Source organism: Nocardia sp. NPDC050413 (genome assembly GCF_040655475.1).
GTDB lineage: Bacteria > Actinomycetota > Actinomycetes > Mycobacteriales > Mycobacteriaceae > Nocardia > Nocardia coubleae.
Window position 1 is genome coordinate 29,214 of record NZ_JBFAJZ010000007.1, and the last position, 12,901, is coordinate 42,114.

At 67.7% G+C, this 12,901-nt stretch carries 11 protein-coding genes; 7 read left to right on the forward strand and 4 right to left on the reverse strand.

Annotation, left to right across the window (positions count from 1 at the left end):
* Positions 1-33 precede the first annotated feature (33 nt).
* From AB0I19_RS18355 to AB0I19_RS18370, 4 genes are all read left to right on the forward strand, one after another.
* Positions 34-1,464 carry an alanine/glycine:cation symporter family protein gene (locus AB0I19_RS18355; RefSeq protein WP_357150232.1) on the forward strand — a complete coding sequence of 477 codons (1,431 nt, stop codon included), beginning with the start codon at positions 34-36 and terminating at the stop codon, positions 1,462-1,464.
* 15 nt (positions 1,465-1,479) lie between these two features.
* A complete protein-coding gene (locus tag AB0I19_RS18360; protein ID WP_357150234.1) occupies positions 1,480-2,325 on the forward strand; it encodes a polyphosphate kinase 2 family protein in 846 nt (281 codons plus the stop codon).
* A 76-nt stretch (positions 2,326-2,401) separates the two neighbouring features.
* Positions 2,402-3,166, forward strand: coding sequence for a DsbA family protein (locus AB0I19_RS18365; RefSeq protein WP_357150235.1), 765 nt, complete (start codon positions 2,402-2,404; stop codon positions 3,164-3,166).
* Entirely contained in the window at positions 3,163-3,729 is a 567-nt protein-coding gene (locus tag AB0I19_RS18370) for a vitamin K epoxide reductase family protein (RefSeq protein WP_357150237.1), read from the forward strand. The genes AB0I19_RS18365 and AB0I19_RS18370 overlap by 4 nt, the downstream gene beginning before the upstream one ends.
* Here the strand turns inward: AB0I19_RS18370 and AB0I19_RS18375 are convergent.
* Entirely contained in the window at positions 3,726-4,805 is a 1,080-nt protein-coding gene (locus tag AB0I19_RS18375) for a trypsin-like peptidase domain-containing protein (protein WP_357150239.1), read from the reverse strand. The genes AB0I19_RS18370 and AB0I19_RS18375 overlap by 4 nt on opposite strands.
* A gap of 118 nt (positions 4,806-4,923) precedes the next feature.
* On the opposite strand from AB0I19_RS18375, the gene AB0I19_RS18380 reads away from it, so the two are divergent.
* From AB0I19_RS18380 to AB0I19_RS18390, 3 genes are read left to right on the forward strand one after another with little or no spacing between them, the layout of a single operon-like run.
* Positions 4,924-5,976, forward strand: a complete 1,053-nt coding sequence (locus AB0I19_RS18380; protein WP_357150241.1) for an NAD(P)-dependent alcohol dehydrogenase — start codon at positions 4,924-4,926, stop codon at positions 5,974-5,976.
* 36 nt (positions 5,977-6,012) lie between these two features.
* A complete protein-coding gene (locus AB0I19_RS18385; protein WP_357150243.1) occupies positions 6,013-7,212 on the forward strand; it encodes an AI-2E family transporter in 1,200 nt (399 codons plus the stop codon).
* 9 nt (positions 7,213-7,221) lie between these two features.
* Positions 7,222-7,953, forward strand: a complete 732-nt coding sequence (locus AB0I19_RS18390; RefSeq protein WP_357150245.1) for a ZIP family metal transporter — start codon at positions 7,222-7,224, stop codon at positions 7,951-7,953.
* A gap of 53 nt (positions 7,954-8,006) precedes the next feature.
* Here AB0I19_RS18390 and metE read toward each other — a convergent pair whose 3' ends face one another.
* The 3 genes from metE to aceA all read right to left on the reverse strand — a co-directional run bounded on the left by metE (position 8,007) and on the right by aceA (position 12,886).
* Complete coding sequence (metE, locus tag AB0I19_RS18395) at positions 8,007-10,331, reverse strand: 5-methyltetrahydropteroyltriglutamate--homocysteine S-methyltransferase (RefSeq protein WP_357150418.1); 2,325 nt, start codon at positions 10,329-10,331, stop codon at positions 8,007-8,009.
* 220 nt (positions 10,332-10,551) lie between these two features.
* Positions 10,552-11,418 carry a 3-hydroxybutyryl-CoA dehydrogenase gene (locus tag AB0I19_RS18400; protein ID WP_084457380.1) on the reverse strand — a complete coding sequence of 289 codons (867 nt, stop codon included), beginning with the start codon at positions 11,416-11,418 and terminating at the stop codon, positions 10,552-10,554.
* 178 nt (positions 11,419-11,596) lie between these two features.
* On the reverse strand, positions 11,597-12,886 hold the full coding sequence (gene aceA, locus AB0I19_RS18405) for an isocitrate lyase (RefSeq protein ID WP_067484780.1): 1,290 nt from the start codon (positions 12,884-12,886) through the stop codon (positions 11,597-11,599).
* Positions 12,887-12,901 lie beyond the last annotated feature (15 nt).

A 12,901-nucleotide genomic window follows, 5' to 3' on the forward strand; every position in this document is an offset into this window, starting at 1 on the left:
GACACGCGGTAGCCCGGCGGTAGCCTGCCGGGCATGGACACGCTGAATTCGGTGATCGTCGACATCAACAACGTGTTCTGGAACTGGTTGCTGATCCCACTGGTGATCGTGGCCGGGGTGTATTTCACCGCGCGCACCGGCATCGTGCAGTTGCGGTTCCTGCCGGAGATGTTCCGGGTGGTCGCCGAGAAGGGCACCCCCGCCGCGGACGGCAAGCGGTCGGTGTCGGCGTTCGGCGCGTTCAGCATCTCGGCGGCCGCGCGAGTCGGCACCGGCAATATCGCGGGCGTCGCGACCGCCATCAGTGTCGGCGGACCGGGCGCGGTGTTCTGGATGTGGGCGATGGCCACCCTGGGTGCCTCGTCGGCATTCGTGGAATCCACACTCGCCCAGCTCTACAAGCGACCCGAACACGAACCCGGAACATTCCGTGGCGGACCGGCCTACTACATGCAGCACGGTCTCGGCCGGCGCTGGCAGGGCCTGATCTTCGCGGTGGTCATCACGGTGACCTTCGGTTTCGTCTTCAACGCCGTGCAGGCCAACACCATCGTCGCCACCAGCCGCGCCTCGCTCACGGCGCTCGACGGCGACTGGTTCGCGCCGCTGGTCGGGCTGGCGCTGGTCGGGCTGCTCGGCCTGGTGATCTTCGGTGGGGTGCGCCGCATCAGCCGCATCACCGAGGTGCTGGTCCCGGTGATGGCCATGGTGTATCTGCTGCTCGGCATCGCCGTGGTCGCGCTGAATCTCGACGATCTGCCACGGGTGTTCGCCGATATCGTCGGCGGGGCGTTCGGCTTGCGGGAGGTGGTCGGCGGCGGTATCGGCATGGCCGTCACCCAGGGCATCCGGCGCGGCATGTTCTCCAACGAGGCCGGTCTCGGCTCCTCCCCGAACGCCGCCGCGGCAGCGGATGTCTCGCATCCGGTGAAGCAGGGTCTCGTGCAGTCGCTCGGCGTCTACTTCGACACGCTGCTCGTCTGCTCCATCACCGCGTTCATCATCCTGACCAGTGACCCGGACCTGTCCGAGCGGCACAGCGCCGACCTCACCCAGACCGCGCTGCACACCACCCTCGGCAGCTGGGCCGGGCACGTGCTCACCGCGGTGGTGTTCATGCTCGCGTTCAGCTCGATGATCGGAAACTTCTACTACGGCCGCGCCAATATCGAGTTCATCACCGATCATCCGCGCCTGCTCACCGTGTTCCGGGTGCTGGTGCTGGTCGCGGTGTTCGGCGGCGCGCTCGGCTCGGTGGCGCTGATCTGGAACCTGGCCGACGTCTTCATGGGCGTGATGGCCCTGGTCAACCTCACTGCCATCCTGCCGCTGGGCGCGGTGGCGTTCCGGCTGCTCGCCGACTACCGCACCCAGCGCCGCGCGGGCAAGGACCCGGTGTACGTGCACCGGGCCGAGATCGCCGACCCCGCCGGGGTGGCGTGCTGGCAGACGCGCCGCGACTAGTGGTAGGCATGGCTGATGGCGAAACTGTGGACCGAGCCCGTCACCACCGCCCTGCGCGCCGACGGACTGCGCGTCGCCGATATCGACACCTCGGCCACGCCCGGTTTCCTCGGCGGCAAGCAGCTTGGCAAGTCGATGCTGCCCGAACGCGGCGAGGTGCTGTCGGTGTTGCAGGAGAAGCTGTTCGCGCACGGACGCACCGGTGGTGACCGCCGGGTGCTGCTGATCCTGCAGGGCATGGACACCGCCGGTAAGGGCGGCATCGTGCGGCACGTGATCGGTTCGGTCGACCCGCAGGGCGTCGACCACGCCTCCTTCGGGGTGCCGACCGAGGAGGAGCGGGCGCACGATTTCCTGTGGCGCATCCGCAAGCGCCTGCCCACTGCCGGCCAGCTCGGCGTCTTCGACCGCTCCCACTACGAGGACGTGCTGGTGGTTCGGGTACACGGCCTGGTACCGCAGTCGGAATGGGAGCAGCGCTACGACCGGATCAACGCCTTCGAGAAGGAGGTCGCCGATTCCGGGACGACGATCGTGAAGGTCGCCATGTTCGTCTCCCTCGACGAGCAGAAGCGCAGGCTGCGCGCCCGCCTGGAACGGCCGGACAAGTACTGGAAGTTCAACCCGGCCGACATCACCGAACGCGCCTTCTGGCCCGAATACCAGAAGGCCTACCAGGCCGTTCTCGATCGCACGAATACCGATTACGCTCCGTGGTACGTGCTGCCCGCCGATCAGAAATGGTATTCGCGGCTGGCTGTCACCGAACTACTGATCGACGCGCTCACCGGCCTGAACCTGGACTGGCCCGGCGCGAATTTCGACGTGGCCGAACAGCTGCGCCTGCTCGATCAGTCCTGACCCTGTCTTTGAACAAACTCTCAGGTTCGGCCCGCATGATGTCGTGGAGCAGACGAGCGAAAGGCGTGTGACAACGGTGAGCACGGGCAGCAAGAATCCGCTTGCGGCGGCGGAGGCCGCCGACAAGAAGCGCAAGCTGGCGATCCAGGTCGGTGTCGCCGCGGTATTGGTGGCGCTGGTCGCGGCGATCGGTATCGGTATCGCGATGAACCGATCCGATTCCGACACCAGTACCGGCAGCGGTACCACGGGGGCCGAGGGACTGCCGACGCTGCCCGCGACCGTCGGCACCGTCACACCGTCGGGCAGCGTGCTGATCGGCAACCCCGACGCCAAGGTGAAGGTGCGTGTCGTCGCCGACCTACAGTGCCCGGCGTGCAAGCAGTTCGAGACCGCCAACGGCCTCGCCCTGGCCGAGGCCGCGGCCGACGGCACCGCGTCGGTCGAGTACCAGATCATCTCCTTCCTCGACAAGGCGTCGACGAACCAGTACTCCTCGCGCGCGGGCAACGCCGCCTATTGCGTGGCCCGCTCGGACGCGAACAAGTTCCCGAACTGGCTGCAGCTGATGTTCCACCGTCAGCCCGCCGAGGGCGGCGCGGGCCTGAGCAACGAGGAGCTCGTGGCCATCGCGAACGAGACCGGATACACCGATCCGGCCGTGGCCACCTGCATCAACGACAAGGCCATGGCCGACCCGCTCGCCAAGACGACCCAGACCCTGCTGACCAGCGGGCTCAAGGGCACCCCGTCGGTCTTCGTCGACGGCGAGCTGATCGAGAGCAACGCCGTCTACACCGAAGACGGCCTGGCGTCCGTGATCGCCGACGCGGCCAAGTGATCACCGCGTCGGCACGCTCGGCCTGGCTGCTGCTGATCGCGGGGCTGGCCGGGTGGCTGGCGTCGTGCACACTCACCGTCGAACGGTTCAAGCTGTTCACCGATCCCACCTACATGGCCTCGTGCAATTTCGACTCGGTGCTGTCGTGCGGGTCGATCATGCAGACCCAACAGGCCGCGGTGTTCGGCTTCCCGAACCCGATCATCGGCATCGTCGGGTTCTCGGTGGTGGTGACCCTCGGCGTGCTCTCGGTGGTCGGCGTCGGTTTTCCGCGCTGGATCTGGGGTTCGCTGTGGGTCGGCACCGTTCTCGGCGTCGCCGCGATCAGCTGGCTGATCTTCCAGAGCCTGTACCGCATCAACGCGCTGTGCCCGTACTGCATGGTGGTGTGGGTGGCGGTGCCGGTGCTGTTCGCGGTGGCCACCCAGGAGACCTGGGGCGGCTCGCGCGGGCCGATGGGAATTCTGGCCGAGTGGCGCTGGACGCTCGTGGTCGTGTTCTACGCCGTGGTGCTGCTGCTGATGTTCCTGAAGTTCCAGGACTACTGGCTGAGCAAGGTCTAGTTGGGCGTGCCCTCGGCCAGCACCACGTCGACGACGCGGACGCTGCCGTCGGGCGCGGTAACGTCGAGGCGCACCACATCACCGGGTTTGCGCCTGCCGATGGCCGCGCTCAGCGCCCGGGCGGTGGTGATCGACTCGCCGTCGACGGCGGTGACCACGTCACCGTCGGTGATCCCGGCGGCGCGGGCCGGTTGCCCGAAGAAGGCCCAGTCGACTCGCGCGCCGGCCGGTTTCGCGTCGACGATCTGTACGCCGAGGGTGGCGGTCGGCCCGATGTGCACGGTGTCGGTGGGTGTGCCCGAGCGGATCTGGGCGACGATCCGCATGGCCGTGTCGATGGGCACCGCGTAACCGTGCGCGGGTTTGGGCTGCCGGTCCTGTGCGCCGCGATCACCGGAGGCCGCGGTGATGACGCCGACCACCGCGCCCGTGCCGTCGGCCAGCGCCCCACCGGACTGCCCACCGACCACCGGTGCCGCGATCTCCACCATCCCGCGCAACGATTTGCGGCTCAGGTCCGCGGAGTTCATCGCGACGATGCTGGCGTCCAGGTCGGTGATCGGCCCGGCCACCGAGGTCTGCTCGCCACCGTCGCCGCCCGCGTCACCGATGGCGAGCAGATCCTGACGTAATCGCAGCCCGGCCGAGGAACCGATCCGCGCGGTCGGCAAGCCGACGGCGCCTGCCAGCGCCAGCAGGGCGACGTCGGCGCTCGAGTCGTAACCGAGCACGGTGGCCGGGTAGCGCACACCGGTCCCCACGTCGGTGACCGACACGTCCTCGGCGCCCTTGATGACGTGGTGGCTGGTGAGGATCTGCCCGTCGCCGGTGAGCACGATGCCCGACCCGGCGGCCGCGGTTCCGAACCGGCTCGCGTCGACCGAGATATTGACCAGCGCGGGCTGCACCTGCGCGGCGACCAGGCCCGGATCCAGCGGCACGGGCGCGGGCGTCGCCGCGACGAATTCCTGCGGCGCGGCCCGCTCGAACCCCAGCTCACCGCGATATCCGAAGACACCGCCGAGGGCGAGCAGCGCGACGACCAGCGCCATGAGCACCCGTGATCCACGTTGCACGCGCACGTCCTCTCTCGCGGGCCGACCCTTTCCATTGTCACCCGGCTCGGGTCCGGCTTGATCGACATCCGCCACCCGGCGGTTGGCAAACCTCGTATGCAGCGGTAGGCATATACCCATGAGCACCGCTGCCGCCTATGCCCTGCCGTCCGCCGACGGTTCCTTCGAGAAGGTCGCGATCGAACGCCGTGCGCTCGGACCCGACGATGTCGCGATCGACATCAAATTCGCGGGCATCTGCCACTCCGACATCCACACCGCCCGCGACGAATGGGGTGGTGCGCGGTACCCGTGTGTGCCGGGGCACGAGATCGCGGGCATCGTCAGCGCGGTCGGGTCGTCGGTGCGCAAGTACCAGGTGGGCGATCGCGTCGGGGTGGGCTGTCTGGTGAATTCGTGCGGCAAGTGCGCACCGTGTCTGGCCGGTGAGGAGCAGTACTGCGCCAAGGGCGCCACCTGGACCTACAACAATCCCGTCCCCGAGGACGTCCAGCCCGGCGGCTACACCATGGGCGGGTACTCCACCCACATCGTCGTCGACGAGAAGTTCGTCGTCGGCATTCCCGAGGGCATCGGCCTCGACGTCGCCGCACCGCTGCTGTGCGCGGGCATCACCCTGTACTCGCCGTTACGCCACTGGGGCGCGGGCCCCGGCAAGAAGGTCGCGATCATCGGGATGGGCGGGCTCGGGCACGTCGGGGTGAAGATCGCCGCCGCGCTCGGCGCCGAGGTGACGGTGCTGAGCCAGTCGCTGCGCAAACGCGACGACGGCCTGCGCATGGGCGCCACCAACTACTACGCCACCAGCGACAAGGAGACCTTCCGCAGGCTGCGCGGTGAGTTCGACCTCATCATCAACACCGTCTCGGCCGATCTGCCCATCGACAACTACCTGCGGCTGCTCGCCCTCGACGGCACCCTGGTGATCCTCGGCCTGCCCGAGAAGCCGATGAGCGTCACCGGCCGCAACCTGGCCGGCTTCCGCCGCTCCCTGTCGGGTTCGATGATCGGCGGGCTCGCGCAGACCCAGGAGATGCTGAATTTCTGTGCCGCGCACGGCATCGGCGCCGAGATCGAGCTCATCTCCGCCGACGACATCGATTCCGCCTACGACCGGGTCGTCGCCAGCGATGTGCAGTACCGCTTCGTGATCGACACCGCGTCCATCTAGGCCGGTCCGGCGCCCACCGCCGGGTACCGTGACGTCGTGGCCGACGACGATACGCGCCCGGACACACCGACCGCGGTGGGCGCCCTGCCGATCACCTGGACGGTGCGGACCCCGCCCAGCTGGTTCCCGCGCGCCCTGCTCTACACCGCCCTGGCCCTCGTCGTCCTGATCGCGGGCTTCTGGGTGCTCGGCAAGCTGCAGGGCCTGCTGACCATCCTGCTGGTCTCGCTGTTCCTGGCCTTCGCTATCGAACCGGCGGTGAATTGGCTTGCCCGGCACGGTATTCCGCGCGGCGCGGGCACCGGGGCGGTGTTCCTCGTCGTGCTGGTGGTGATGGTCGCGTTCTTCGGCACGCTCGGCGCCCTGCTCATCGACCAGGTCACCATGCTCGTGCAGGACGCACCCGGCTACATCCAGGACCTCGTCGACTGGATCAATCGCACCTTCGACCAGGACCTGTCCGGCGCCGACCTCACCAAATACGCCACCGAGTGGAGCTCGACAATCGAGGGCTATCTCGTGGGTCTGGCCGGAAACGTCTGGGGCATCGGCACAGTCGCGATCGGGGCGCTGTTCCAGCTGCTCGGAGTGCTGCTGTTCACGTTCTATTTCGCCGCCGACGGGCCGCGCTTCCGCAGCTGGGTGTGTTCGCTGCTCCCGCCCCGCCAGCAGAAACATGTGTTGCGCGCCTGGGATATCGCGGTGGAGAAGACCGGCGGCTACATCTACTCGCGCGCGCTGCTCGCGCTGTGCTCGGCGATCGCACACTATGTGGCGCTGCGGGTGTTCGATGTGCCGTCGGCGTTCGCGCTGGCGCTGTGGGTGGGTGTGGTCTCGCAGTTCATCCCGACCGTCGGCACCTATCTCGCCGGTGCCCTTCCGGTGCTGGTCGCGCTGGTGCACGACCCGATCACCGCGCTGTGGATCCTGCTGTTCATCGTGGCGTATCAGCAGTTCGAGAACTATGTGCTGCAGCCACGGATCACCGCGACCACCCTCGATATGCATCCGGCGGTGGCGTTCGGGGCGGTGATCGCGGGTGCGGCGCTGCTCGGGCCGACCGGTGCGCTGCTCGCGATCCCGGTCACCGCGACCCTGCAGGGATTCGCCGGGGCCTATGTGCGGCGGTACCAGGTGACCGAGCAAGCCGAATCCCCGCTGAAGCCGAAGCGCCGCTGGTTCACCAGGTCCAAGGCGAGTGCCCCGGCCGACACCGACCGATCCGCCGACGAATAGGCCCGCACCATGGCAATTCTGTTGTCTGTGGTCTCCATGCTGTCCACCCTGTTCGGTGGTTTCGTCGCCATGCGCATCGGCGACCGCAAGCACCTGGTCCTCGGTCTCGCGGCCGGGGTGATGCTCGGCCTGGTCGCCTTCGACCTGATCCCCGAGGCCCTCGAGCAATCACCCGACGAGGCGTTCGGTGTGCCGGTAGCGCTGATCGCGGCGGTTGTCGGGTTCATGAGCCTGCACATCATCGAACGCGCGGTCGCCATCCACACCGGCCACGAGGACGAATTCGGTTCGCACCACCACGGTTTCGAATCCGTCGGCCTGCTCGCCGCGATGGGCCTGATCTTCCACAGCACCCTCGACGGTTTCGGCATCGGCATCGGCTACCAGGCGGGCGCCACCGTCGGCCTGTCGGTGGCCATCGCGGTCATCTGCCACGACTTCGCCGACGGCTTCAACACCTTCACCATCCCCACCCTCTACGGCCACGCCCGCAAACGCGCCATCACCCTCCTGGCCCTCGACGCCCTGGCCCCGGTGGTAGGCGCCATCCTCGGCACCCTCATCCACGTCCCCGAACAATTGATAGGCCTCTACCTCGGCTACTTCGCCGGCTTTCTCCTCTACCTGGCCACCGCCGACATCCTCCCCGAAGCCCACGCCGAACACCCCTCCCGCCTGACCCTCTTCCTCACCATCCTCGGAGTCGGCGCGATGTTCGTGGTGTCGGCGCTGAGCCACTAGCGGTACATGACGAAGGGGCACACTGGATTCGGTGTGCCCCTTCGGTTCAGGCGCTACTTCGCGACGGCTTCTTCCGCGAGGGCGGCCAGGGCCCGGCGGCGCACGCGACGGGCCGCGGCGACCATGTTGCGCAGCGACGGGTCGAGCTGCCAGTAGTGGCGGGTTTTCAGCCCACCGTCGGGGTTGGCCCACAACCGTTGCGGCGTAACCGCTTTGGCGGCCTGGGTGAGGAGTTCGTCGAGTTCGTCGATGTCGGGGATGCGGGCCGAGCGGCTCTCGTAGACGCCGGGGCCGACGCCGTGGCTGAGGCCGTGGCCGGTGGCGACGTCCTCGGTGAGGGCCTGCATGACCCATTCGATCGAGCGGGTCGCGACGATCGCGGTGACGTCGGCGTCGAGTTGTTCGATCGCGTCCACCACCTCGGTGCGGCCGGAATAGCCGATGTGGGTGTGGATCTGGGTGTCGGGGCGCACGCCGGAGGTGGCGAGTTTGAACGCGCCGACCGCCCAGCGCAGGTACTCCTCGCGACCCTGTGGGCGGGCGGGGAGGAGTTCGCGGATGGCGGGTTCGTCAACCTGGATGATGGCGATGCCCGCCTTCTCCAGATCAATCACCTCGTCGCGGATCGCCAGCGCCACCTGGTCGGCCGTCTCGTAGAGCGGCTGATCCTGGCGGACGAACGAGCGTGCGAGCATGGTGACCGGCCCAGTGACCATGCCCTTCACCGGCTTGTCGGTCAAAGACTGGGCGTAGGTGGTCCAGTCCACCGACATCGGCGCGGGCCGGGCCACGTCGCCGTAGATGATCGGCGGCCGCACGCAGCGCGAGCCGTAGACCTGCACCCAGCCGAAGCGGGTGGTCGCCATGCCGTCGAGCTGTTCGGCGAAGAACTGGATCATGTCGTTGCGTTCGTGCTCACCGTGCACGAACACGTCCAGACCGATGTCCTCCTGCAACCGGATCGTCGCCTCGATCTCGGCTTCGACCTGCTTGCGGTAGTCCTGCTCGGACAACCGGCCCGCGGCGACTTCGTGACGCGCCTGCCGCAACCGGCTGCTCTGCGGGAACGACCCGAGTGTGGTGGCCGGGACCAAGGGCAGGTTCAGCCGTTCCTGCTGGGCGGCGGCCCGCTCGGCGTAGGGCACCCGTTCGCGCATGTCCGGCGTGATCGCGTAGACCCGCTGCCGCACGGCGTGCTTCTGCTTGAAGTGCACCGAGGTGGGTCGCTTGCGCCACTTCTCCGACGGGCCCTCGGTGAGGGCCTTGGCCAGCGAGACGACCTCGCCGACCTTCTGTTTCGCGAAGGCGAGCCGGTCGGCGACATTGCCCTCGATGTCGTATTCGGCGAGCACGTCGTAGGGCACGTGCAGCAGCGTGGTGCCGGTGGACACCACCAGATCGGGGCACACCTCGGCGATGGAGTTCAGGTAGTTCAGCGTCACGTAACGATCGGCGCGCCACACATTGGTGCCGCTGATGACGCCGGCGTAGATCCGCTTGCGGCGGATGCCGGGGATCTCGGCGAGCTCCTCGGGCGTCATCCGGTAGGACGCCAGGTCCAGCCCGATGGCCTCCACGTTGCTGGCCGCGAGAATCCGCAGCGCCTCGCCGAAATCACCGTACTGGCCGGTGACCAGGATGCGCGGGCGCAGCGGCGCCTTCGACAACCGCTGATACGTCTTCTCGAACGCCGCGAGCGCCGCGTCGGACTGCTCCCCGGTGAAGCACGGTTCGTCGAGCTGCACACAGGTCGACCCGCGCTTGGCGAGCAGTTCGAACAGTTCCTCGTAGAACGGCAGCAGCTTGTCGAGCAGGCTCAGCGTGTCGAACTCCGCTTCGCCGGGCACCTGGCCGGCCTTGGACAGCAGCAGCAGCGACACCGGCCCGAGCACCACCGGGCGCAGTTCGATCCCGCGCGCCATCGCCCGGTCCCACTCGTCGAGCAGAGCCTCGGGGTGCAGCGAGAACGTGGAGTCGGCGTCGAGTTCGGGCTGCCGGTAGTGGTAGTTGGTGCCGAAGAAACGCACCAGCTCCAGCGGCGGCAGATCCGGGTTACCGCGCGCCATCAGGAAGTAGAAGTCCAGCGGGTGCAGGCCCTCCTGATGCGGCTTGAACCGCGACGGCACCGCACCGAACAGCAGCGCGTTGTCGAGGATGTGGTCGTAGAAGGAGAAGGTGTTGCCCGGCACCTGGGTGAGCCCGGTGGCGGCCAGCTCGTCGAACTGACGCTCCTGGATGTCCCGGCCTACCGCGAGCAGCTCCTCCCGCTCGAGCGACCCACGCCAGTACGACTCCAGCGCGCGCTTGAGTTCCCGGTGCGGACCGATCCGCGGATATCCGAGAACGCTCGACCCGAATCCATCGGTGACGTTGACCATGAACGGGACATCCCTTTCCATCACCTGCGTGGTCGCCCGGCAACCGGGCGCCGCGCAATTACTGCGCTCGACGAGTAGCCGGTTCGCGCGTGCACGAACGGCCTACAGCAGCTTAAGCCGAGCGGTCGGCAGTGTGCCGTTCCCCCTGCAAACACCCCTGGAAACACCGACGGCCACCTTCGTCTCGTCGGGGAGGAAGGCGGCCGTCGGTGCGTGGAACCTAGTTTCCGTACTGGTAGAAACCGGCGCCGGTCTTCTTACCGAGCAAACCGGCTTCCACCATGCGCATCAGCAGCGGCGGCGCGGAGTACAGCGGCTCCTTGAACTCGGCGTACATCGAGTCCGCGATCGACTTCACCGTGTCGAGCCCGACGAGGTCGGTCAGCGCCAGCGGGCCCATCGGATGGGCACACCCGAGCACCATGGCCTTGTCGACGTCTTCCTTGGTGGCGAACCCGGACTCGACCATCCGAATGGCCGAGAGCAGGTACGGAACCAGCAGCGCGTTGACAACGAACCCGGAGCGGTCGGCCGACCGGACGACCTGCTTGCCGAGGATGTCGGCGGCGAACGCCTCGGCCCGCTTGGCAACCGGCTCGCTGGTCTTGAGCGTGGTGACCAGCTCCACCAGCGGCAGCACCGGCACCGGGTTGAAGAAGTGCAGACCGACCACGCGCTCGGGATTGGCGGTGGCGACGGCGATCTTCATGATCGGGATGGAGGAGGTGTTGGAGGCGAGCACGGCGTCGGGGTCGGTGACGACCTTGTCCAGCTCGCTGAAGATGGCCGTCTTGACCTCTTCGTTCTCGACAACGGCCTCGACGACCAGCTGACGGTCGGCGAAGTCACTGAGGTCGGAGGTGAAGCGCAACCGCCAGGCGGCCTGTTCACGCTCGCGCTCGGTGATCTTGCCGCTGCTGACGCCACGATCGAGCGAGCGCAGGATGCGCGCACGACCGGCGGCGGCCAGTTCACGGGTGGTTTCGTAGACGAGGACGTCGACGTGCGCGCGTGCGCACACTTCGGCGATGCCCGCGCCCATCTGTCCGGCGCCGATAATGCCGACGCGCTGAATCTTGTCGCTCACGGTCCCACTCCTGGGGTTGTTGGCGGCTGGCGCCGCGGATTTCGGCCCGGTCCGGGTCACAGACCTCCGCGGTTCGCGACCCACGATATAGGGATGCCCTCCCCTGCCGGGGCTGATCGGCAGGGGAGGGCGTACACCCCTACTGGTGTAGAGGAAATCCGTTGCTAGTCAAAGCAACTCAGTGGAACTGACCCTCTTCGGTCGAGCCCTTGAGGGCCGCGGTCGAGGTGTTGGGGTCAACGGTGGTGGCGATGGTGTCGAAGTAGCCGGCACCGACCTCACGCTGGTGCTTGATGGCGGTGAAGCCACGCTCGGCGGCGGCCTTGAACTCGCGCTCCTGCAGGTCGACGAACGCGGTCATGCCCTCGCGGGCGTAGCCGTGCGCCAGGTCGAACATGCCGTAGTTGAGCGAGTGGAAGCCGGCCAGGGTGATGAACTGGAACTTGAAGCCCATCGCGCCGAGCTCACGCTGGAACTTCGCGATGGTCGCGTCGTCCAGGTGCGCCTTCCAGTTGAACGAAGGCGAGCAGTTGTAGGCCAGCAGCTGGTCCGGGAACTCGCTGCGAACCGACTCGGCGAACTTGCGCGCGACCTCGAGGTCCGGCACGCCGGTCTCCATCCAGATGAGGTCGGCGTAGGGGGCGTAGGCCTTGGCACGCGCGATGCAGGGCTCGATGCCGTTCTTCACACCGAAGAAGCCCTCGGCGGTGCGGGTGCCGTCCAGGAACTCGCGGTCGCGCTCGTCCACATCGGAGGTGATGAGCGTGGCGGCCTCGGCGTCGGTGCGGGCGATGATCACCGAAGGCACGTCGGCGACGTCGGCGGCCAGACGCGCGGAGGTCAGGGTGCGGATGTGCTGCTGGGTGGGGATCAGCACCTTGCCACCGAGGTGGCCGCACTTCTTCTCCGAGGCGAGCTGGTCTTCCCAGTGCACGCCCGCGGCGCCGGCCGCGATCATGGCCTTCTGCAGCTCGTAGGCGTTCAGGGCGCCACCGAAGCCGGCCTCGGCGTCGGCGACGATCGGGGCCAGCCAGTTCTTGACCGAGGTGTCACCCTCGACCTTGGCGATCTCGTCGGCGCGCAGCAGCGCGTTGTTGATGCGACGGACCACCGAGGGGACCGAGTTCGCCGGGTACAGCGACTGGTCGGGGTAGGTGTGGCCGGACAGGTTCGCGTCACCGGCGACCTGCCAACCCGACAGGTAGATGGCCTTCAGGCCGGCGCGAACCTGCTGCACGGCCTGGTTGCCGGTGAGGGCGCCGAGGGAGTTGATGTAGTCCTCGTTGTTCACGAGGTCCCACAGGATCTCCGAACCACGACGCGCGAGGGTGTGCTCCTCGACGACAGTGCCCTGCAGCTTGGAAACCTGCTCGGCGGTGTAGTTGCGGGTAATGCCCTTCCAGCGCGGGTTGGTGTCCCAATCCTGCTGGATTTCCGCAGCGGTCTTCGGGGTGCCGGCAGTCGACATCTCTGACTCCACTTC